The organism is Granulosicoccus antarcticus IMCC3135, from assembly GCF_002215215.1.
Lineage (GTDB): Bacteria > Pseudomonadota > Gammaproteobacteria > Granulosicoccales > Granulosicoccaceae > Granulosicoccus > Granulosicoccus antarcticus.
In genome coordinates, this window is the sequence record NZ_CP018632.1 from 3,218,005 (window position 1) to 3,240,496 (window position 22,492).

Below are 22,492 nucleotides of genomic sequence, written 5' to 3' on the forward strand. Positions count from 1 at the left end.
GGAAGTTCAGTATTCACAATTACGATCTCTCTGAACTAGAGCCCCCTTTTCTGGGAACACGCGGATCCCGGCAAGTATAACGCAGTCGGCCGTTGTTCTTCGCTGGTGAGCGCCTTGAAGCGCCCTATTGAATCACAAGCCTTTTAAGCGCTCCCAGATTGGTGCGATGGCATTGTTAGCCTGAACTCTCTTTTCAATAAGCTATTAAACGGATTTACTAGTCGAGTGCTGCCTGTTCGATACAAACGACTAGTCTGTTGGTTGCGGATATTGAAGATGCAGGCTTGCAATAAACAGGATGGTTATCCTAAAGCACTGAATATACATCGAAAAAGTATTTTTATAAGGGAATGAGTAAACGCCTTGTCTCAGTAACTGAGACATACGTTTAGTAGTCGCGCTGTTCCAGCGAGGCGTATGTTTTGAATCAAGTCTGCGATGCTTGCAACCTTTGTTGGTCATGAAGCAATCTGGAAACTGCTCTATTCACTCTGTTGATTGCTTGATCATATAGTTGGTAAGCCCTCGCGATAAATGCCGAAGTCCTGAAGCGCTGAGTTCGCACGGAGGATATACATGACCAATGCCAGACGTCGTTTTTTGAAAGGCGGGGCCACGCTCGCTGCAGGTGCTGCCTTACCGATTGCCAGTGGCGCACAGGCACAACGCTCGGTTGCCGATGAAATGGGCAAACGATTGAAGCACTTGATGGCGCCATCAGGAACACCACCGGACTTGTTGGCGATGCCCAGCCCGCCGTTAACACCGTTTAACGAATACTCACTGGAGGAGCTGAAGCCGCCGGTTGGCAAACCGTTGTTCACACTGAGTGCGCAAGACACTGAAGGTCTTGACGATGAACAATGGTGGGCGCTGTTTCGCAGCCGATTTCTTGATGCTGCCAAGGTGCTGCGCAGTGACGGATTCGTTGTGCCAGGAGATTGGTCTGTTCGGGGCGAGCAGATTGTCGGAGGTGGCAGTAATGAGCGTGTACGTATCGACATTGGTGATCCACCCAGTCCGGATTCACATCAACGCTTCTACGAGTTTCGTCCACAGAAATTCTATATAAATCGTGAAGTTGAATTTCGCTGGAATTATCATGAACAATATAGTGGCGAGTGCCTTAGCTGGGGCTACCACAACATCTATTGGGATGAAGACACCGGTGTGTATAGAACCACCCGTGCGAGTTCTCCGGGTACCACGTTCCATGCGCGCTACGGTGAACCCATACTGATACGCCGTATCAACGATCTACCGGAGATCGGACATGCTGAGGGCCACTCGCAGTTGCGCTTTGCGTTGCCATCCACAACCTCGCATCTGCATAACGCCCACACGGCTTCAGAAAGCGATGGCTATCCCGGTGACTGGATAAACCCGGGTGAGTACTGGGATCATCATTATTGCAATTTCCCATCAGGAAACGATGATAGGGAAAAGCTTTCTACCTTGTGGTATCACGATCACCGAATGGATTTCACGGCTTCCAACGTGTACGCCGGACTGGATGGGTTTTATCTGCTGTTTGACGACGAGGATGCAAACGACGAAACCACTGGATGGCATTTGCCCAGTGGGGACTACGATATACCGTTGATTTTTCATGATCTGCTGTTTGCCCAGCAGGTTGATGGCGAACCTGTAAAGTTCCCTCGTGATGAAACGACACGTTGGACCTTCGAGAGCAGCCAGGATTGGAGCGACTATGCGGGTAGTGACCGTGGCACGGTATTGGCCGATGGAACACGCAAGGCCATTGAATTTCGTGAGTCTACTGCTGTTTACGAGCCATCGCCGCAAATCATATTCGATGGCTTCAATACCGATGGCATCATTGGGGATCGTTGGACCGTCAACAGACGAGTGCAGCCCAAGTTACCGGTAGAGGCGCGCAAGTATCGCTTACGCTTGCTCAATGGCGGACCCTCACGATTCTATGAGTTTTTCCTGCACGCAACTGATGTACAGCCAGCGTTCTATCGCAGCTACTCCGAAGGAGAGAGCGAAGTGGCAGGTCCGACCAGCGAGCTGGATCATCCGTTCATCGTGATCTGCGGAGATGGTAACTTTCAGCCCAATCCTGTCCTTGCGCACAGTATCTACCTGGGTGTTGCGCAACGTGTGGATGTGATCATCGATTTTTCAAAATTCGCAGGCTCTACGGTGTACCTGGTCAATCGGCTTGAGCAAGAGCATGGTCGTGGACCCAGTGAGCGCAAGATTGACCCTGCTGACTATGCCAGTGACGAGGACTTCTACAAGGCTAATGCTTTCATGGCATTCGCTGTGGCAGGCAACGGGGCACGCTCTGTAGAAAAGTCCGACTACGGTTTTACCAGCATGGCGGCACTGGAGAATGACCCCGATCCAAGTGCATTTCCGTTGTTGTTTCGTGAGTTTCCCAAGGTGGATTTCTCCGAGGTCAAGCGCGAACGACTTTGGGAGTTCGACTACGACGGAGGGCTCTGGACCATCAATGGTGATGTATTCGATCCGAATCGAGTGGACGCTGGTATCGAACAGGACTCAGCCGAGATCTGGACTTTTCGCAATGGAGGTAATGGCTGGCATCATCCGATTCACAGTCATTTCACGGAGTTCATTATCCTTGAAAGGGATAGCCAGCCGTTCTTGCATGGCACTATCCAAACCCAGCTCTTCACGCAGGACAGTGAGCTGGTTCAGGCAGCTGCCAGTTTTGTTACACCGCGCAATATGGCGGACCTGTTCCGGCTTGAAGGCTATGAGGGGCAGGAGGCTTATAGTGAAAGCGAACCGGACGCCATGAAGTCGGATTTTCTCGATAACCTCAGTAGGTCTCTGAACGAAGGAGCCGCAGAAAACACCCTGGGTGCGCGCGGTGTGCCAGGTGCCACTACCGTGGAAAGAGTGGATGAACTGATTTCCATGCTGGCGCCGCAGCAGCAGTTGCGTTTGCTGGATGCGCTGCTTCGAGGTGCTTTCGAAGAAACCGAATTCCGCAGCTATGACTACTTCGCACTGTGGGTTGAACTGTTTCCATTATTGGGGCTGGGGAGCCCAAAAGTGGATCGGTTCCTGGGTGGGCCGCGACGCGATGTGGCTCTGTTGCTGCCGAACACCGAAGTCACCGTTTTTGCCCGCTGGAAGGATTTCATGGGCAAGCATGTGATGCACTGTCATAACGTGGTGCATGAGGATCACGCCATGATGATCCGCTGGGACATCGTGCCACAAGGGCACGGTTTTGATATCCCGCAGATGTCTGATGAGGTTGCGCATGCCCTGGGTGATGACATCGAAGTCCTGCGACGCAATCACTACGAGACCCACCCGGAAGGTGGTGCACATCAACCTGACGACAGTTGAGGGAAGACCGACATGCAAACATCCCAAACTTCAAAAGTTCGAGGCGCGACTGTGCGACTCAACCGACGAGCCATCCCCAATGTCTCTGTATTGGCACACGATGGCAGTGTTCACCGTTTCTACGAAGACCTGGTTCGCGATCAGCTTGTGTTGATTGCATTCATGTCCATCGAGCATGACGCCCATTATCCATGCACGCCACGATTACGGCGAATTCGCGATCTGCTGGATCTTGACCCTGACAATCGCGTGCAACTGCTGTCCGTAACAGTGGATCCGGAGCATGACACACCACGCAGATTGTCCGAGTACGCAGCGCTCAATGGTGCGAATGCAGGGCGCACACCCTGGCGTTTCCTTACGGCAGCACCGGAGGACATTGATCTGGTGCGGGCCTCGTTGTACGTACACCGAAGCCTTGCACCTGAAGATGGAACTCGCAAGCTATACGAGCGTGAAAATATTCTGGCGCTACCCCATCACAAGGCTGTCATGGATTGTTCCATGGGGTTGATGCGTTACGGCAACGAGTCTCTGGATATCTGGGGTGGTGCGCCGGTGAAGGCTTCCGCCGAGGATGTTGTGGCAAGGCTAAGCTGGCTACGAGGAGACGTCCGGCAAGCGTCATCGAGCACGAAACGCCGCCGCGGTGGCCCTTTTCGAGTATCCGGATAGGAGATAACCATGAGAACTTTCAGGTCATCGAATACCTTGCGATTGGCAACCTCATTACCGCTGGTGTTCCTTTTGTTCAGCTCAGCAAGTCATGCAGTATGTAATGACGATCAGCCTGATCCACCGCTTTTTCATGCTCAGGACAAGATCCTTGATTTCACCTTGATGAGCGAAATTCAACAGGGGCAGGTGCGTGAATTTGACTCATTCCAGGGCATCGATCTACAGCCACCTGGAGTTGCACCTACCGCTTTGGAGGCTGACGACAACTATCTGAATCCGATACATCCGGGTGCTCAGCCGGGCGTACCTCAGTCGGCGTGGAAGAGAGTCAATTGCGTGGATGGTATCGAACCGTTCAGCTTCAAGCGCCCGATGCAGGAAAGCCAGGGAATTCGTTATACGACGCTGCCGGATATCGAGAAACCAAAGCGGACTCGTACCACTTATGTAAAGACGGCACACTCTCTGTTTCCGTCCGAAGTGGACATGGGCGGAGAGCTTACGGTTGTCGACTCCTTTGCCAATCCCCCGGGTACGAACATGTTGCCGGGAGCTACCCGAAACCTTGAAGACAGTCAGGGTGGGGAGATGGTGAATACCTTGCCCTCGTCAAAGAAGCGTCCGTACAATTTGCATGAATCAGATCCCAGCGCCATACGCATCAACCCTGAATCGCCGATCGATGATCTGCGCTACATCATGGAAACACTCTATGAGGTGATAGCGGATAAGCCGTATCGTGAGTTGCTGACTCGTCCCGATAACGTCACCGTCTCACGGCTTATTGATGATGCTGCGGATGCCACGGATAACATCAAGACAGCACGCAACCTGGTTATGCATGAGTTGCAATGGGCTGTCGATCTGATCGAGGGAAATGACAAACCGGGTTCTCATGTGCCGGGTGATCGTGCCTATCGAGGCTATTCGCTGCTTAACCATTCTGGTTTCAACCGGGTAAAACGAGTGTTACCGGTATTTGATGCAGATGGTCAGGTCGTCGGTGGGGAGGTGACAGTGGGCCAGTTGTGGTATGGCGGAAACATCAAGTCCGACACCATGTTCTTCGATTTTGGCTGGGACAAGATAGGTTCACCAGTAACCAATTATGCCAATTGTGGTGGTCCGGGCCAACCCAGTCAGGCAGCGTGCGAAAACGCGGCACCGATACCGCCCAACAAACCCTGGACTATTCACTATGAAGTGAATGTACTGAACCGGGGAAATGATGATTTCTCACCCATGACCATGCAGTTTGACTGCCCGTCAACACTACTCATCGGAGGGGTGAAGCAGGAATGCACGGGCCCCGAAACAAGTCTGCCAACAGGGCCTGTCGATTGGGTCAATGGCGCCCTCTATGCATCTCTTGACCAGAGCTTTTTTCCGATGAGCGATGGAACAAAGATGTCCGTGAGCGTCAAGATGGCCCCGCCTCAGTATTTCAATCTCACTTACACATGGGGCTGGCGTGTACATCCGCCTCGTGCACAGGCGACAGAGAATGGCCAGAAACTTGTGCCTCCCGGCTTGCCTACTGAGGCTATGTTCTGTCATCCAATGCGTGCTGGAATCATTGATCATGAGCGATTTGCTTTCCTGGGGTTTCCAGGGCCTGCCAGAGTTGATTCAGCACCCGATGCAGAAATGATCCATGCTCTTGGTCTTGCCTCATTGAATCCCACGCAATTTGAAGCCTGTCTGAAAGGCTTTCGCAAGGTCCAGGGGCAAGCTAAAACACCACTGGATATGATCAATGCGCGCCTGGGACTTCTCTCCAGGTTATTCCCCAAGCCGGTGCCAGCCTTGGAGACCGAGCGAGAAAAGATGGACTACGCCATCTCCAGGATCAGTGATCTGGCGCCTGCCAAACGACTGTGGCGTGCATTCAAATTGATGCAGGAAGAAGCTCAGACCGATTACGCGGGTGTGAGCGGGGCAGCTGCACGCGAGCAAAGAGCCGAACGCTGGATCAGTTTGCTACTCGACGCACGGGATGCCTACCTGGATTGGCTCGATCGTACCCAGTTGCCTAGCGGCCTGCTGCCAGACCAGGAAACCGATCTCACCATGCTGTATGTGAACAACACCATATACGGGCAATTGCGCAAGGGTGGAACCGTTGAATTTCCTGAATGGCGACGCCGTGGTGATGTTGGCAAGATCACGTTGCTCAACGGCGACTACTTTCCACATGGCTATCTGAGCGTGGATTTCGGTGGTGCACGCGGCTGGGAGAACCTGTGGCAGTCCACCGTCAAGAATGCGGGTTCCGGTCCCTGGTTCAGCTTTGGCCGTTTCCATGCGCGATTCAATACGGTTCCAGGTTCCATCGCTGTCGATGCAGCCAAGCGTAAGGGGGGCGATGGGTATCTGCAAGCTCCCGATGTCGTGAAGCCTGGGGCGCACCGTTTGATGATTCAGTTCAATTTCGAGCCATCACCTCGATTGCGCTTCTATCAGTTCGATCCCTTGCATCACGATTCTGCAATCTATTCGATGCATTGATTGCATCCATTGACAGAGGATCTCAGCGTGAGTATTTCACTTCAACGACGCAACGTCATAAAAACACTGGGTGCGAGTTTGATCGTGTGCAGCTGTAGCCGGGCTGCTGCACACTCGCAGCATCAGCACAATGATGAACAGATGAGCGACGATGCGGAGTCAATCCTACAGCCCGATACCGGTAATACCGTAGCCGGGCATTCGCAAATTCAAGCCCGGTATTCGATGCCTCCAGTGTACTTGTTGGATCAGAATGGCTCATCAGTGGATCTGGCTCGGCAGTTGAATACACCCGGACCGGTGCTGTTGAACTTCATTTTCACCAGTTGCCCGGGGATCTGTCCTATTCTGAGTGCTGTACTGGCACAAGCCTCACAATTACTGGGCGAGGATCGGCAGCGCGTTAGAATGTGGTCTCTTTCGATAGACCCCGACAACGACCGCCCCGAACAGTTACGACAGTATGCCAACGCGTTCAATGCACATGAGCAATGGAGATTCCTGACTGGCAGTGCTGCGGCTGTTATGCAGATCCGTCAGGCCTTTGGTGCTGAGAGCGACAACAAGATGGCTCACCTGCCGCTTTTTCTGATTCGACAGCAGCACGATGAATGGCTGCGGATGGAAGGTGATGTCACGCCAATGATGCTGGCTACCGAGGTGCAGGGCGTCCTGCTGGCATCGCAACAATGAGTGTCACGATGCACCGCTCACTGCTCGGCTCGTTGTTGCTGGCGTTATGCTCCGTTGCTGCAGCCGCGTCTTTACGTGATGGCGAGCGTCTGTATAACGAAGGTGTTCTGCCAGACAACACAGAAGTGATAGCCAGCGTTATGGGGGGAGCTTCGTTAAGCGGTCAGTTTGCCGCGTGTGTACGCTGTCATCGGCCCAGTGGTTATGGCAGTAGCGAGGGGAATCTGCAGATACCTGCTATTGCCGGCAGCGTACTGTTCAGCCCGCTGGAGCCGCGTCGTGACAGATTGTTTCGCCAGCTCTATCAGGAGCGTCAGGATGACTTGGCGCGAATGCGCGCAAAAATACCACAGATTCGGCAAGCTTACGCAAGTGCGGCTGACTTGGGGCTGGCAGTGAATCATGGTCTGGATTCCGAGGCTGAGCCACTGGCGGCCAGTATGCCGCGCTACTCGCTTTCGCCGGACGCACTGCAGTCTCTGACTTTGTACTTGCAGCAACTGGGTGCTTCGGCGGATCCAGGAGTTGATCAGAATGAGCTACACCTGGCTACTGTGCTAGGCCCGGGTGTACCGCCTGACAAGGCGAAGGCCATGCTTGAGGTCATGGAGGCATTTGTCACATTGCATAATCGCGAGATAGAACGAGAGTTGACGCATCCCGGTTTTTCTCCCAATTACAAAGTGCTTTATGCACCGTCTCGACGATTTTGGCATTTGCATGTCTGGAGACTTGAAGGGACTGCAGAAGAATGGCCACAACAATTGAACACCTATTATCAGCAGCAACCTGTGTTTGCAATGCTCGGGGGACAGGTTGAGGGAGCATGGTTGCCCATTGATCAGTTCTGTGAATCCATGAAATTGCCCTGTTTGTTTCCGTTGACACAAAGGCCAGCAAGTTCTGATGGGCATTTCACCCGGTATCTATCGACAGGACGATCAGGGGAAGTGGAAATGGCCGTTCGTTACCTTGCTGAGGCAGGTGTACAGGAGCTCAGTATCGTTCGCGATAATCAAGCAGACAGCAAGCAGTTGGCTGATCTGTTTCAAGCGCTCGCACCCTCAACCCAGCTGCGGCTACAGACATTTGACTGGGCCGCAGCCTTCGAGCCTGTCCTGTCATCCAGTAACGATCGCAGTGACGGTGACTCTGTCTGCCAACTTTCAGGTGTTGCAAATCGGTTGTCGGCAGAAAATCAGGCTCTGGTCTTGTTGCTGTCACCTGCACACGCAAGACAGGCTTTGCAGTGTCTTGAGGCTAGTAGGTATGCAGGCACGCTCCTGCTGATTGGAAGCCAGCTTGCCGATGGTCGTGGTCATCCTGTGCTGAACACAGCGCGGCCGGTGCTGGTCACTTGGCAAACCGCGGTGCCAGGTCACGAACCGCGTCGGCTCTACCGACTACGCCGCTGGCTGCAGGCAAGGCGTGTCGCAGATATCAATCACGAGCAGCTGCAACTGAATACCTACCTGGCATTAGACGCCACACGTCACGCGCTGACACATCTGCTTGACCGGTATTCACGAGAGTACTATCTGGAAACCATTGAGCACGAGATCGAGAACGGCTTGAATCCGGGTACATTCATCCGGCTAAGTCTCGGTCCGGAGCAACGTTATGCCGCCAAGGGCGGGCAGGTGATGCAGTTGCAAACCGATGGTGCGCTTACAGCAATCGGTGCCAGATCAGATGGACTCCAAGGTCATCGCCGAGAATAGCCTTGGCGATAGTGTTCTTCATGGACAGGGGTTAACTAAAACCCGCTTTCTTCTGCCATTTTTACTACGCCAACAGTCAGGATCAAATTGGCGAAGCGACGTTGTTCACCGGTTTGAATAATCAACGTGGTGGCAGGTTCTCTGATCTTGTCATAGAAGGCCCAGCGTTCCATGCTGTCCCAGGTGACATCGCCTAGCAATTTTTTATACGCGTCGTGTATTTCGGCATTTGCATCCGCAGGCTTTGCCATGACGATTGCGCCTTGAACAGGGCAGACTTCCAGTATGCCTTCCAGCACCGTCAGAGCATCTAACAAGCCCGGACGAAAGTTGAGGTGTACGGTAGTGGAGTTGGGGCCGGTCATGGCACCGACGGGTAGGTTGCCATCTGCAATGACAACTTGTGCAAAATGGCCTGAACGCGCAAGCGCTTCCATAATGGTTGGGTGTATTACCGGAGTCTTTAACACAAATAATTTCCTGAAAATCCAAATGGAGACGTAAAACACCAGGAGCTAACAGCACCTGGTGTTCTATTATCTTGCGATCAATTGCCCAGGGTTGATGTTCAACCACAGGCAACTCAACGACTGACTACATATTGTAAACGCCGCCATTGATGTCGAGCGTTGCGCCAGTAATAAAGCCATCGTATTCGGATGCCAGATATAAAACCGCTCGCGCGACATCAGCTGCGTTGCCTGCCCGTTGGATAGGAATGCCGGCCGTCGTTGCATCCGCTGACTCTTTTGAAGTATGCGTGTTGTGAAACGAGGTGCCCAGGATAAGACCGGGAGCTACGGCGTTCACTCGAGTGCCTTGAGGTCCTAGCTCTGCAGAGAGCGCTCTTGTCAGAGTCAGGATGGCACCTTTACTGGTTGAGTAGGCGAGTGAGCCAGGGTGGCCGCCTTTACGCCCAGCCAGTGATGCCAGGTTGACAATACTGCTGTCCGCATTCTTGGCAAGATAAGGCGAGGCAGCACGCGTCACAAACATCATGGAAGTGAGGTTGATATCCATGACCTTGTGCCAGAATTCAGCTTCCATCTCATTCAGCATTCTACGCGCGACGAGTGAGCCGGCATTGTTGATCAGGATGTCCAGGCCACCGAGTGCTGCGACTGTTTTTTCGACCAGTGCATTGGCATCGTCTTCCTTGGTCAAGTCGCCGCTTATCGCAACCGCTTTTTGACCTTTGCTGTTGGCGTACTCAACCAGTTGGTCGGCGGTATCAGCGCTGGAAAAATAATGGATGGCAACATTGGCACCGCTATCAATGAAATGTCGGGTGATTGATTCACCAATTCCTTGAGCGCCAGCGGTGATGAGAACGTTTTTGCCGTTCAATTTATTGGTGTTCATTTTTTTCCTGAATGAGTAGAGATGGATAATCTTACGATGAAAATGGGAGCTTTCAGCATTTTTCCGCGTATTGCCGTCAGCAATGGCTCAGGTTCAGGTTGAGTGAGCCCTCACCCAGGACGCCAGTGCCTGGATAGGTTGGCCGGACGTATTCCTGAGTCCTGCCAGCACCAAGCCTGCAAACAGCATCAACCAGCCCACTGAGCCGCCACCTTTGCTCGAACTGCCCGAGGTAGCATTGCCGACCTTCCAGTCAAATGAGCTCGTCACCTGATAATGATCGTCTCGCACGTCAACAGTGACGGTGTAGTTGCCGGCTGTTGATGTCTCACCCTGCAGATGCCCGCGAGTATTCATTCTGACACCGGTTGGCAATCCGCTTGCAGTAAAGGTCAAAATGTCGTTGTCAGGATCCTCGGCGCTCAGATGTCCATGCACGGCATCTCCGGGGTTGTTCTGTTTGGCAATCAAATCGAGTAACACCGGTGGGCTGTTGCTGCTTGAGGCAGGTAGTGAGCTGGTTGAAGGCAGCACATTCTGTGGCTGGATCACGAAGCCGTCCCAATGGGTATGCATGTTGCGCTGATCCTCACTGCGCGGTACATGGTGGAAACCGACGCGATGCCAAAGAACGATATCCTGATCTTCAATGGACTGATCATCGACATACTGCAAGACATGATTCAGGCAATCTGGGTTGAAGCGTGCATTCTGACTGGCAAAGCGTTCGCATTCATTAGCCACTGTCACGAACATATCGTAGTCCGAGTAAGGTTCGATATCCGTTCGTTCAAAGCGGTGACCCAGACGTACAGGCTCTATGCGGTAGGCAGGGCTATTCTCGTTGCTGGTGGCACTGATCTGCCAGCTTTGCTGGGTCTCCGGGCTGATCTGCCGTGCTTGCTCGGTAGTGAAAACCTGTGACTCGCGAACGCGTGTGCCATCCGGCTGCAATACATAACGGGTTTCTGAGAACTGATCATCTGTGGCAGATTCGCCAAGATCAAAATCCAGCCGCCAGTAGTAGTTATGCGTGTGTGAGAGCCACAATGAGTCAGAGTCGTTTTGTAAAACACGGCCGTAGGGCTGCGTAATATCGCTTGAGCTTCTTTGCAGGGCTCCCGTGGCACCTATACCCGGTTCAATGGCCCCGTCATCGTAGAACGTCCAGCTGATGATATAGGCGTAGGCGCCTACTTGAGATACCGAAAACAGATTCAGGCTTTCGGCCTTGTTGGTGCGCGACGCGGTGCGATAACCGGCATCGCCCTGGCTACGCCATCGACAGATGGCAGGGCGCGTTTGTACGTCCAGAAGCTCGCCGTTGGGGCAATCGGCATCGGTCAGGCTCAGCAGGTAGCCGCCGCCCAATCCATACTGAGTGACATCATTGTAAGTGACGTTGCTGTCGTCATAAGCCACATGTAGCTGACTAAGCCTGGCAGAGCTCAGTACTCGTAAGGGTTCACCACCGGCGGGGGTGTAGTGCACGTCGCTGAGTACCAGATTTTCGCGAATGCGCGACTCCCAGCAAAGCTCCCAGCTGGCACCGTTGGAGAAGGTCTCTGTGATACGAGAGTCGGCCTCGCAGTTGAGCTCGGCTGCGATGACTGATGAGGCGGGCCAGAATAGCGCAAGGCTGGCGATGGCAAACAGAGCCTGTAATAGCCGCCATACTCGCGTTGAGGCGCGTGCGCTGCCCTTGTCGGTAGTTGATTGATACACGTGGTTGTCAGTGGGTTTGGACACGCGGCTCATCCGTTCGTCTCAAACGGTGAGGCGGCTGTCCAGTCGAAAGGTAGCAGATCAAAACCCAGAATCAGATCGCGGATGACAGGCCAGTCCTCGGCGCGTGGGTCCAGCGTGCGTGACTGGCTGTACCACAGGACAGGTTGGACCCCTTGCAGGCTCTGGGCGTTGACGAAGTTGTCCAGAGAGCTGCCACAGTTAGTGGTAGAAGAGCTTGATGAAGATTCGCCAAGGTTGTTTGATGCATGGCGTTCGCATGCATCGTAGGCTGTGATGGCAGCGTCAGCTGCGGCCCAGGGCATTGTCTTGTTGCTGTAGTTGAAACCGTTGTTGGCGGGGTCCAGATAATAGCCGGCACCCGTTGTATCGACAATTCGCCAGCCACGAAAATTTCCACGATCCACTGTCAGAAACTGCTCGGTATCCAATGCCGTGACTTGCATGGGGCGACGATTCCCCTCAAGACTTCGCAATGGAAAATCGAACTGTTCGATCCGGTCGATGCCAGGGGTGTCCAGGTTGAACAGGAGCCGCCAGGTCGTAAACAGGGTGGCGCGTGTCAGTGCCTGGGTGTCCGCAGGAATGCTCTGCCCGAAGCGCGGGTCAGGTTGTGTGTGCGATGCGCGCCCAGAGAGGCTGATCGCCGGTCGAACCTGACCATCTTCAGCGAATGTAAAGCTGCTGGTCCAGGTGAGGGTGTCGCGTTGAAAGGCACTGCTCAGTTCCAGGCTGTCGCTTTGTATGCTGGGGCGTTGGGCGTATTTGGCGAGGATGCCGTTGTCTTTGATCCGGCTGCAGATGACGGCTATGCGCCCAGGCACATCCAGAACCTGCCCCTCGCAGTTACTGGTGTTCATGCTGAGCAGGTCCGAGGAGTCGTCATCGTTGTTCTGGTAGAGGGATGGATCTATCTGTACCTCGGGTTGAGTACTATCATGATAGTGCAGCAGCAGTTGCCCCAGATGAGCCTCCTGAATCACTGAACGCAAGGTGTCACCGGGAGCCCGGTAGCTGGCTGAACTGATGGTCAGGCCATGGGCCTCTTCTACGTTTGCGCACAGTGACCAGGTGGCACCCGATTGGAAGGCATGTTCAATGCGTCTGCCCGAGTCGCATTCACCTTCCTGGGCTTGCACCGGCGTTGTCAGAAAAGCGCCCGCCAGCGACAATACGCCCAGCAGTAGCCAATGTTCTCGCACTCGTTCTCGCATTCGTCCAGTGCTCATCGTTGTTGCAACAGGCCGATTTGTTGACTGTTCAGAAAGGCGATGGGTTCAATGGAGAAAACCGTACTGCTTGCATCAAATAGCGATAACAAAGCGCAACGTGCAATCGCACAAGGATGGTTTGAATCCAGAGGCTCAAAGATGCTGGCTTTGACATCCAGCTCTGATAGAAAATCGAAGGGATGCACGCCGCGATTGGACTGCTCGGCACGCAATTGTTCGATGATGAGGGCATTGTCCGCCAGCATGGCTATGGCAAAATCGATTTCAGTCTGGTTCAGCGGCAGGTGTACCGAATCAATCGCTGAAGTGCGAGTCACCGTCTGCTTGTCAAGCTCGATGACCAGCAGGCGTGCAGCCTGGCGGTTGTAATCGTACTGGTAGACTCTTGCCTTGCGCTCTTGATCCCTTTTTTTGCTCTCTTGACTTTCGATGAAGAGCGTCTGAGTGCCCAAAGGGTGTGAGACTAGCTTTTGTTCGGATTCTGTCGGCCACAACACCTGGTTTGACAAGGTCTCAGCCAGCTGCTGCTCAGCAGCGTCTAATCCGCCAGCGTAGCTGGCAACAGGCGAGCACAGGGCCATTGCAAAATGGAAAAAAAGTACCACTTTGCAGGGAGAATTTGCGCACCGATGGCGTTCTGGCGGCTCTGTAGAGCGACCGGGGTTACTGCGGCAAGTCTTCAGCACGTAGCCTGCGGTTCCGTGTAAGCGTATTTTCGTCATACTTTCCATCATGATACGGTGCTTGCGAGCTTCGCGCCCGTGATCTCAACCGCAACTTTCAGACTCTTTTGATGAATACTGACTGGATTCTCTATTTTGGCTACGGTTCACTGGTAAACCGGAACACCCGACCCGCAGGGGAGGTGGCTCACTCTGCTCGGCTCAGGGGGTGGCAGCGAGTCTGGGATCATCGTGTGACTGATCCGAATCGTGATAAACAGTGCACCTCTCTGAGTATCGAGCCTGCGCCAGGCATGGCCATCGAGGGTGTCGTGGTCAGACTGGAGGCTGACGGCCTTCCCCAGCTTGACGAGCGGGAGTCTGGTTACGATCGACTCTGTCTGTCAGTCTCGGATTTCGATCTGCCTGTTGAACTGATGGAACAGATGGCGAGTGAAGGTGTGGCCGATTCCATCATGGTTTATCGCAGTCAGCCCCAGAATCGATTCCTGGCCGATACCCATTACTCGATTTTGCAGAGCTATATCGACTGCGTGATGGCAGGCTATCTATACCGTTTTGGCGAAGAGGGCGTTCAGGATCTGGTCAGAAGCACCCGGGGCTGGGAACGTTCTGTTTGCAACGATCGGATCGAGCCGTTCTACCCGCGCTGGGTTCAGGTCAGTCAGGCCGACCAGCATTATTTTGACGATAGCGTCAATGCTCATTTGAAGCAGCAAGGGCAGCAACGTCTGGCTTGATACTGGCGGGTACGCTCAGGCACAAGACTGTTGCAGAGCGGATTGTCATCAAAACCTTGCTAGGTGAAGTCGCGTTTGCGATCATGCCGGGCTGGACTTCGAGGTCATGTATGGATATTGCACAATATTTCTCTGAAAGCGATGGCGCTGTCTCCTTCTCGGAGGAGCAGGCGAGCGCGTTCGCCAAGGGCATTGCGGGCGATTTCAACCCCATACATGACCCACAAAGCAAGCGGTTCTGTGTCCCCGGTGATCTGCTGTTTTCTGTTCTGCTGAACCGCTATGGCGTGGCGCAAAAAACTCGGGTACGGTTTTCCGGCATGCTGGATGGCAGCACACGGATGTTGATGCCGGCCAGTATCGAAAGTGATGCAGATATCACCGATGCCAAGGATCGCGCCTTGCTGAGTCTGTCACTGGAGGGCCCTCGTTTTACTGATCCGACGTTTATTGCGCAATTGAGTAATGAGTACGTGCACTTTTCCGGACAGACCTTTCCTGACATTCTCGTGCGGCTGATGCGCGAGGCGGACGTCATGATCAACCCTGACCGCCCCCTGGTTATCTACAGGGATATGGCGATCGAGCTGAATGACTCGGCCGTGGAGATGTTCCTTCCTGCTGCGGACGGTCAGTCAAGCATCTCGTCCGATACCTCCACTTCCCAGCTGTCGCTCAAGCTTGCAAACACTGATCTGACTGCGAATGGTCGAAAGGGCCTGGTTCGTCTGAATTTCTCCATTGCGGTAGGTGAGACCATCATCGGCACTGGTGAGAAGAATATGGTTCTGAGTGGCTTGCGAGAGTACGAGGAGTCAGCCATGCAGCAAATCGTGGATCAATACAATTTACGGCGTGAGTCGTATACGGAGAACAAAAATGCGTTGTGATTCTGAAACGTCGGTCGTTGTAACGGGTGGAGCCTCTGGTCTGGGACGCGGTACGGTCCAGCATTTAAAAGCCATGGGTTGTCCGGTTGCTGTACTGGATCTGCCTAACGATAAAGCCGCCGAAGAACTGGCTGCTGATGGTGTGCTTTTTATCGCATGTGACATCACCAATGCTGACGCCATTGACAGTGCTATCAAGCAGGTTATTGCAGCTCACGGTATTCCAGGCGTTATCGTCAATTGTGCAGGCATTGCCCCGGCAGCTCGTTCTGTCAATCGAGAGGGTGCCCATGATGCCGCTCTGTTTGCAAAGGTTGTCAGTGTCAATCTGACGGGCTCCTTTCTGGTGGCATCGCGCTTCGCAGCCGAAATGGTCAAGGCTGAGCCGGGTCTGGATAACGAGCGTGGTGTCATCATCAATACAGCCTCGGTTGCCGCTTATGATGGGCAGGTCGGGCAGTGTGCCTATGCCGCCTCCAAGGCCGGTATCGTTGGCTTGACACTCCCTATGGCACGCGATCTGTCCTCTATGGGTATTCGTGTATGTGCCATCGCCCCCGGTATTTTCGAAACACCGATGGTGACCGGAATGCCTGATGATGTGCAGGAAAGTCTGGCCGCTCAGGTGCCTTTCCCCAAGCGATTGGGCAAGCCATCCGATTATGCGACACTGGTGCAGCAGATCATTGAGAATCGGATGTTGAACGGCGAAGTTATCCGACTCGATGGCGCTATTCGTATGGGCGCCAAATAGGTCTCTCTTTTTATCACGCACGATATTTCGCACGGAGGCGAAATGCAGACACATGAAATGACGTCCACAGACGCGCTCGAAATTCTTCAGACAATCTACGGCTTCGATGGTTTTCGAGGCCAGCAACAAGAGATTGTCGATACGATCATTCGGGGCGAAGACGCCCTGGTATTGATGCCCACAGGCGGCGGTAAGTCCCTGTGCTACCAGATACCCTCCCTGGCCCGTCCGGGTACTGGCATCATCGTCTCACCGCTGATTGCCCTGATGCAGGATCAGGTTGATGCGCTGAGGGCGTTGAATCTGAATGCTGCCTTCATCAACTCATCCATGAATGCGCAGGATGTGGCCAGAACGGAGCAGGCATTGCTGGACGGGCAGATCGACATGCTCTATGTGGCCCCTGAACGATTGTTGATGTCTGGCATGCTGAGTCTGCTGGATCGGTGTGAAATCGCGTTGTTTGCGATTGACGAGGCGCACTGTGTATCGCAGTGGGGGCATGATTTCCGCAAGGAATACATGGGCCTGTCCTTGCTTTCCGAGCGCTATCCGACGGTTCCACGTATTGCACTGACAGCGACTGCCGATGAGCGCACCCGTAAAGAGATTGCCAGTAATCTGCAGCTGACCACGGCGGCCAGTTTTGTCAGTAGTTTTGATCGCCCCAATATTCGCTACGCGATTGGCGAGCCGGTCAATCCACGTGATGCCATGCTGCATTTTCTCGATACCCATCATGAGGGTGAGGCCGGTATTGTCTATTGCCTGTCTCGCAAGAAAGTCGAGCAGACGGCGGAATGGCTGAACAAGCAGGGGCGGACAGCGTTGCCCTATCACGCCGGTCTGCCAGCCGAGGAGCGCCAGCATAACCAGACACGTTTTCTGCGTGAAGATGGTCTGATTGTTGTTGCCACCATTGCCTTTGGCATGGGCATAGACAAGCCTGATGTACGCTTTGTCGTCCACCTTAACCTGCCCAAGAGTGTCGAGGCCTACTACCAGGAAACAGGGCGAGCGGGTCGTGATGGACAGCCCTCCAATGCCTGGATGGCGTATGGCCTGCAGGATGTCATTAACCTACGTTCCATGATGGCGCAGTCCGATGCAGACGAGCAGCACAAACGGCTCGAGAATCACAAGCTGGAAACCATGCTGGGACTGGCTGAGCTGACAACCTGCCGACGTCAGTCATTGCTCAGCTACTTTGGCGATACGCTGGTAGAGCCGTGTGGCAACTGCGACAACTGTCTGTACCCACCGCATACCTGGGATGCCACGGAGGCTGCCAGAAAGGCGCTCTCTTGTGTCTACCGGACCGGCCAGCGTTTTGGCGTGACTTACGTGGTCGATGTGCTGATGGGCAAGGTGTCCGAGCGGGTTACCCGATTCGGACACGACCGGCAATCCACCTTTGGCATCGGCAAGGAATACTCAGCGAACGAATGGCGAAACCTGTTCCGACAGCTTATCGCCAGAGGCCTGCTGGCCGTCGATGTCGAAGGCCACGGCTCGGTCCTGCTGACCGAATCTGCTCGACCTGTGCTCAAAGGGGAGCAGACTCTGCACCTGCGTGAGCTGGTGGTGGGCGAGGGTAAGAAATCCCGCAGCGTCACTCGCAAGAAAAAAGCCCTGGAAGATATCGCCGATAACGATCAGCCACTGTGGAACGCGCTAAGAAGCCTGCGCAAGCAGCTCAGTGATGTAGCAGGGGTGCCCGCCTATATCGTGTTCAACGACAGCACACTGGTTGACATGATCTCCATCAAGCCTCGCGACAAGAGTGAAATGGCGAGTGTCTCAGGTGTGGGTCAGCACAAGCTAGAGCAGTATGGTGATGACTTTCTGGATGTGATTCGGGAACATAGTTGAGTTTGATGGGGTGGTTGTGGGTTTCAGTTGCTGCTCTGGGTGAGGGCTCGGCAACCTGCTTTGCGCCGATTCGCATGGCTGCGGGACAGGCAGTCACGTTAACAAGCATCGGGGAAAGGGGAAGGCAAGTACCCTAAGGTAGCATTGACGCCGCTGGCTCAGTACGTTCAAATTCACTGTGGAAGTGTGCAGTGGGCATGGTTCCCATCACGATCCCCAACCGATGGCGAACAAGTACTCATGACCCGTTCTGGACAGTTTGGAAGTGTAAGCAGGCAACTCGGATTCCTTCCTTGCGTCTGAGAGCATTACTTCAATACGCCTTATGTGTCTTGGTCTTGTTTGCCACAGCCTCACTGAGTGCCGCAGAAGAACCTCTGAGCCGAGATGTGCTCGAATCCTATATCGTGGCACCCATGAGCCTTGGCGAGGCTGTCAATGACAAAGGGGTGTGGCAACTGCTCAACAGCGGTGGCGGGGAGGCCGGGTTTGTTTTCGAGACGGAACCTCTGGCCCCTTTACCCGGCTTTTCCGGTGCGGCGATAAATCTGCTTGTCGTACTCGATCTGGATGGTCGCTTTATCGACGTTCAACTGATTTCGCATAACGAACCCATATTCGTCTCGGGATTACCTGAACATCTGTTTTTCGACTTTTTCAAGCAATACCGTGGCCATTCCATTTCGGACTCGTTGGTTGTGGGTACGCCGTATGGGGCTGGCATCGAGGGTTCAGCGCTTGTCTATCTCGATGGGGTCACGAAGGGCACCGCTTCAGTGCGTATCGCACATGAGAGCATTCTGGCTGCGGCGCTTCAGGTTGCGCGCGAAAAAATGAGTGGCATCACCACTGGCTCGCCCGGGCTCCCCAAAGCGGACTATGTCGAAGAATTATCATGGGAGGAGCTGGTCGAGCAAGGCATAGTCGTGCGCAAGACTGTGACCAATGCCGAGATTGATGCAGCCTTTGCTGGCACGCTGTGGGAGGATGATGACCCGGAGGCCAAGGACGATCCAGAGGGGCTTTACCTTGATTTGTGGATCGTGGATGTTGGTGCACCATCGATTGCTAAAGCTGTATTGAGTGATGAGAGCTTTGAAGGTCTGCAGAGTTTCATGGAGATCAGGGATACGAGCGAGCCAGTTCTGTTGGTTGATGCGGCACGGCACGGTTTGGTGACTGAGGAATTCGTACGCAATACCGCTCCCGACTTGATCAGTGCCGAGCAAGGTGGTTTTCCCATTGCCTTTCGTGACAGCGACATATTTGTCGAGCTTGATGATGCGGTGCCAGAAGCACTGCATAGCGGGTCCAAGTTGGTCATTCGCACCGATCGCCGACTTGGCTTTGATCCCATTTCAGAATGGAAACTTCAGATCAAGGCACTGCGTTCTCATGGATCGTTCAAACCAGAGATCGGCTCCCGGACATTCGACATTGATTATGTTGCGCCCGAGCGTTTCTTTACGCGTCCTGAAGTGTTCAAGCCAGCACCACCGTGGGTCGATGCATTGCGCAATCGACAAACCGATCTGATCATTCTGGGCGTGTTTCTCGTCGGTCTTGCAGGCTTGTTGACTTTTTCAATGAATGCCCTGGCAGGCCAGCGCTTCTTTACACCGGTACGCTTGAGTATTCTGGCTTTTGTCGTTGTATTTGTGGGTTGGTGGGGGCAGGGACAGCTATCCATTGCAACCCCGATTGCTATCGCTCGAACCGCAGTCGAAGGCGGTAGCTTTGGATTTCTTCTCTACGATCCTTTTTCGCTTGTAATCTGGTTGGCGAGCCTTGTCGGGTTCGTTTTGTGGGGACGTGGGCTCTTCTGCGGTTGGCTGTGTCCGTTCGGTGCCTTGCAGGAATTTGCGCATCATCTCGGCAGGTTGATTGGCCTGCCACAGATAAAGCCGAACGCTGTCTGGGATGCTCGATTGAAATACCTCAAGTATGTTGTACTGGCGGGTTTGGTGGCACTGATCTTCACGTTCCCATCAGCGCTGGACAAGGCGATTGAAGTGGAGCCATTCAAGACAGCCATCACCACGTTCTTTGTCCGCGAGTGGTACTACGTTGCGTATGCCGTGTCTTTGCTGGTCCTGTCGATGGTCCTGTTCAAGGGTTTTTGCCGTTACTTGTGCCCGCTGGGTGCGGTGATGGCACTAGGGGGGCTTCTGCGTGCACGTGACTGGATCGAACGGCGTGTTGAATGCGGATCACCGTGTCAATTGTGTCGTGTCAAATGCAACTACGGTGCAATCAAGAAGACCGGGGAGATCGAATATTCGGAATGCTTCCAATGTCTCGATTGCGTAACGATCCACGACGATGCCACCCAGTGCGTGCCCCTGATTCTCGAAGCCAAAGGACGTCGATCCAGATTAAGCCAGATCAGAGTAGCGGTAGATTGAACATCAACCGTCGACGATTTCTTGCGATTACCGCCTCATTCACCGCAACGGTCGCTTGCGCGGCAGAGACACACCGTTGGCAAGGGCGTGCTTTTGGCAGCGATGTCAGTCTGATTATTCGTGGGCCTGAAAAAGCTGCGAATGAGGCAATCAGCGAAGCGCGATCGCTGATCACGCAAACCGAAAAACTGTTCAGCCTTTACGATCCTGAGTCGGCGTTGGTGTGTCTGAACCAGAACGGCGTGCTCCGCCCACAGGCGCATTTCCTCAAACTTCTGGAGTCAGTCGATCTGGCCTACCACCTTACTCACGGTTTGTTTGATCCCAGTGTTCAACCCATGTGGCGAAATGCAGTAGAGGGACGTGATCCGGCTGAAGCCTTGCACTTGGTCGGATGGGAAAAGGTTGAATTCAATGATGCCCGTGTCACCTTGGCACCAGGGCAGGCACTAACGTTCAACGGTATCGCTCAAGGTTTCGCGACAGACCTTGTATCAGAACGGCTCAAGGCGCTCGGCTTTAACCAAACGCTTGTCAACATTGGCGAGTACAGAGGAGCAGGCGGTCCGTGGGAATTGGGATTGGCAGATCCGAGATACGGGCTGGTCGACACGCACACCATCCAAAATGCAGCCGTTGCCACCTCGAGCCCGATGGCAACACCGATCGGGCCTGACGGTCATATATTCCTGCCTGCTGTACATGAAAGGAACGTGAGTCGACCTTGGTCTACCGTGTCTGTTGAAGCAGATACAGCGACGCTTGCCGATGCACTTTCCACGGGCCTGGTTTGGGCGAATATGACCTTGATTGAAAAGATCAGAAAATCGCCGGGTGTGCACCGCGTGACGTTGGTTGATGAGCACGGCGACCTGCTCAATCTATAACGTCATCGGAAGGTATTGCATATTGATGGCAAGGAGGGTCTGGACAGAAGAACAGACTGGCATGTGCCATGACAAGGCTGGCAGGAGGATAGTGAAAGTCTGAGAAACACGCCTGCGTTGCATGAAAGTTACCATTGCTTTCAAATCGTTTCTGGCAAAACTCTACGGCTTCAAGTTCTTTGTCGAAAGCATGAACCGTAAAGCCCTTGCCAAGCAAAAACGCGGTGTCTCGTCCAGCACCACAGCCGCAATCAATGGCCACTGCCGGTAGCTTGCCAGCTGCCCATGCCGGTGTCCTCGTTCAGCTCTACGTGGGTATCAAGTCCAATGCGAGTGTGCGGCACACATCAAGCAACTCTTGCGCTAGTGGTTCATCGGTCAAATTGCGAGAGATCGCAATACCTCCGATCAGTAGAACCGCTTGTTGCATTGCTTGTTTACGATCATCCGAATTTGAATCAGTGCTTTGGCAATGGCTGACAAAGCCGGCAAAAAGGCGCGTGTACGTATCGCGAACGCTCTGATCTTGCTGAGCAACATCGCTGACCAGGCAGGCCAGCGGACAATTGATAGTTTCACTGTTCCGATGCGCATCACTCAGATAATCGAATACGCGATCGCTTGGACACGCCCCCTTCAAGCGCGCCACATTTTCCTGAGCAGCCCAGCTTAGCGCTTCTGCGTAGAGCTCGCTCTTGGAGGCGAAGTGCGTATAAAAGGCACCTCGCGTCAGACCCGCATGTTCCATCACCTGGTCGATGCTGGCGCCGTTGAAACCCTGCTGGCTGAACAACACGGCAGCAGACTCCAGGATGCGGTAGCGAGTATGGGATTTGTGGTCTTCATTCCAGGGCATCTTTGGTTCTCCAATGGACAATCAGATCAGGGTGTCACGAATACACTATATGTTCTTGAACATAGGGTGGGATGAATTATCCTGACAGTAGGTCCCATACAACAGGAGATT

At 53.8% G+C, this 22,492-nt stretch carries 18 protein-coding genes; 11 read left to right on the forward strand and 7 right to left on the reverse strand.

Going from position 1 to position 22,492, the window contains the following annotated elements; translation table 11 throughout:
- Nucleotides 1-576: 576 nt before the first annotated feature.
- The 5 genes from IMCC3135_RS13870 to IMCC3135_RS13890 are packed head-to-tail and all read left to right on the forward strand — an operon-like array spanning nucleotide 577 to nucleotide 8,954.
- Complete coding sequence (locus tag IMCC3135_RS13870) at nucleotides 577-3,354, forward strand: multicopper oxidase domain-containing protein (RefSeq protein ID WP_088918168.1); 2,778 nt, start codon at nucleotides 577-579, stop codon at nucleotides 3,352-3,354.
- A gap of 12 nt (nucleotides 3,355-3,366) precedes the next feature.
- Nucleotides 3,367-4,029 (forward strand): SCO family protein, encoded by a 663-nt coding sequence (locus tag IMCC3135_RS13875; RefSeq protein ID WP_088918169.1) that lies wholly within the window; start codon nucleotides 3,367-3,369, stop codon nucleotides 4,027-4,029.
- Between the two features lie 9 nt (nucleotides 4,030-4,038).
- Nucleotides 4,039-6,540 carry a hypothetical protein gene (locus tag IMCC3135_RS13880; RefSeq protein WP_157735976.1) on the forward strand — a complete coding sequence of 834 codons (2,502 nt, stop codon included), beginning with the start codon at nucleotides 4,039-4,041 and terminating at the stop codon, nucleotides 6,538-6,540.
- A 27-nt stretch (nucleotides 6,541-6,567) separates the two neighbouring features.
- Nucleotides 6,568-7,233 carry an SCO family protein gene (locus tag IMCC3135_RS13885; RefSeq protein ID WP_157735977.1) on the forward strand — a complete coding sequence of 222 codons (666 nt, stop codon included), beginning with the start codon at nucleotides 6,568-6,570 and terminating at the stop codon, nucleotides 7,231-7,233.
- A complete protein-coding gene (locus tag IMCC3135_RS13890) occupies nucleotides 7,230-8,954 on the forward strand; it encodes a hypothetical protein (RefSeq protein WP_088918172.1) in 1,725 nt (574 codons plus the stop codon). The genes IMCC3135_RS13885 and IMCC3135_RS13890 overlap by 4 nt, the downstream gene beginning before the upstream one ends.
- A 35-nt stretch (nucleotides 8,955-8,989) precedes the next feature.
- Here the strand turns inward: IMCC3135_RS13890 and IMCC3135_RS13895 are convergent, their stop codons facing one another.
- From IMCC3135_RS13895 to IMCC3135_RS13915, 5 genes are all read right to left on the reverse strand, one after another.
- Nucleotides 8,990-9,424, reverse strand: a complete 435-nt coding sequence (locus IMCC3135_RS13895) for an RbsD/FucU domain-containing protein (RefSeq protein ID WP_088918173.1) — start codon at nucleotides 9,422-9,424, stop codon at nucleotides 8,990-8,992.
- 124 nt (nucleotides 9,425-9,548) lie between these two features.
- Nucleotides 9,549-10,316 carry an SDR family NAD(P)-dependent oxidoreductase gene (locus tag IMCC3135_RS13900; protein WP_088918174.1) on the reverse strand — a complete coding sequence of 256 codons (768 nt, stop codon included), beginning with the start codon at nucleotides 10,314-10,316 and terminating at the stop codon, nucleotides 9,549-9,551.
- Between the two features lie 93 nt (nucleotides 10,317-10,409).
- Nucleotides 10,410-12,065 carry a copper amine oxidase gene (locus IMCC3135_RS13905; protein WP_157735978.1) on the reverse strand — a complete coding sequence of 552 codons (1,656 nt, stop codon included), beginning with the start codon at nucleotides 12,063-12,065 and terminating at the stop codon, nucleotides 10,410-10,412.
- Nucleotides 12,066-12,070: 5 nt separating this feature from the next.
- Nucleotides 12,071-13,291, reverse strand: coding sequence for a copper amine oxidase (locus IMCC3135_RS13910; RefSeq protein ID WP_088918176.1), 1,221 nt, complete (start codon nucleotides 13,289-13,291; stop codon nucleotides 12,071-12,073).
- Nucleotides 13,288-13,875, reverse strand: coding sequence for a hypothetical protein (locus IMCC3135_RS13915; protein WP_088918177.1), 588 nt, complete (start codon nucleotides 13,873-13,875; stop codon nucleotides 13,288-13,290). The genes IMCC3135_RS13910 and IMCC3135_RS13915 overlap by 4 nt, the downstream gene beginning before the upstream one ends.
- A gap of 212 nt (nucleotides 13,876-14,087) precedes the next feature.
- On the opposite strand from IMCC3135_RS13915, the gene IMCC3135_RS13920 reads away from it, so the two are divergent.
- From IMCC3135_RS13920 to IMCC3135_RS13945, 6 genes are all read left to right on the forward strand, one after another.
- The gene (locus tag IMCC3135_RS13920; RefSeq protein ID WP_088918178.1) at nucleotides 14,088-14,717 is read left to right on the forward strand and encodes a gamma-glutamylcyclotransferase family protein; all 630 of its coding nucleotides are present in this window, start codon (nucleotides 14,088-14,090) and stop codon (nucleotides 14,715-14,717) included.
- 110 nt (nucleotides 14,718-14,827) lie between these two features.
- Nucleotides 14,828-15,607 (forward strand): DUF3581 family protein, encoded by a 780-nt coding sequence (locus IMCC3135_RS13925; RefSeq protein ID WP_157735979.1) that lies wholly within the window; start codon nucleotides 14,828-14,830, stop codon nucleotides 15,605-15,607.
- Nucleotides 15,597-16,361: an SDR family NAD(P)-dependent oxidoreductase gene (locus tag IMCC3135_RS13930; RefSeq protein WP_088918180.1), complete on the forward strand. Its 765-nt coding sequence runs from the start codon at nucleotides 15,597-15,599 to the stop codon at nucleotides 16,359-16,361. The genes IMCC3135_RS13925 and IMCC3135_RS13930 overlap by 11 nt, the downstream gene beginning before the upstream one ends.
- 57 nt (nucleotides 16,362-16,418) lie before the next feature.
- Nucleotides 16,419-18,233: a DNA helicase RecQ gene (gene recQ / locus IMCC3135_RS13935; RefSeq protein ID WP_088921842.1), complete on the forward strand. Its 1,815-nt coding sequence runs from the start codon at nucleotides 16,419-16,421 to the stop codon at nucleotides 18,231-18,233.
- A 338-nt stretch (nucleotides 18,234-18,571) separates the two neighbouring features.
- Nucleotides 18,572-20,638: a 4Fe-4S binding protein gene (locus tag IMCC3135_RS13940; protein WP_205738040.1), complete on the forward strand. Its 2,067-nt coding sequence runs from the start codon at nucleotides 18,572-18,574 to the stop codon at nucleotides 20,636-20,638.
- Nucleotides 20,635-21,525, forward strand: a complete 891-nt coding sequence (locus tag IMCC3135_RS13945; protein ID WP_088918182.1) for an FAD:protein FMN transferase — start codon at nucleotides 20,635-20,637, stop codon at nucleotides 21,523-21,525. Before IMCC3135_RS13940 ends, IMCC3135_RS13945 begins: the two co-directional genes overlap by 4 nt.
- On the opposite strand, the gene IMCC3135_RS34070 is transcribed toward IMCC3135_RS13945, so the two are convergent.
- Both IMCC3135_RS34070 and IMCC3135_RS13950 read right to left on the reverse strand, forming a co-directional pair.
- Nucleotides 21,515-21,787: a class I SAM-dependent methyltransferase gene (locus IMCC3135_RS34070; RefSeq protein ID WP_157735980.1), complete on the reverse strand. Its 273-nt coding sequence runs from the start codon at nucleotides 21,785-21,787 to the stop codon at nucleotides 21,515-21,517. The two genes, IMCC3135_RS13945 and IMCC3135_RS34070, sit on opposite strands and share 11 nt — an antisense overlap.
- A gap of 45 nt (nucleotides 21,788-21,832) precedes the next feature.
- Nucleotides 21,833-22,381, reverse strand: a complete 549-nt coding sequence (locus IMCC3135_RS13950) for a TetR/AcrR family transcriptional regulator (protein WP_088918183.1) — start codon at nucleotides 22,379-22,381, stop codon at nucleotides 21,833-21,835.
- Nucleotides 22,382-22,492 lie beyond the last annotated feature (111 nt).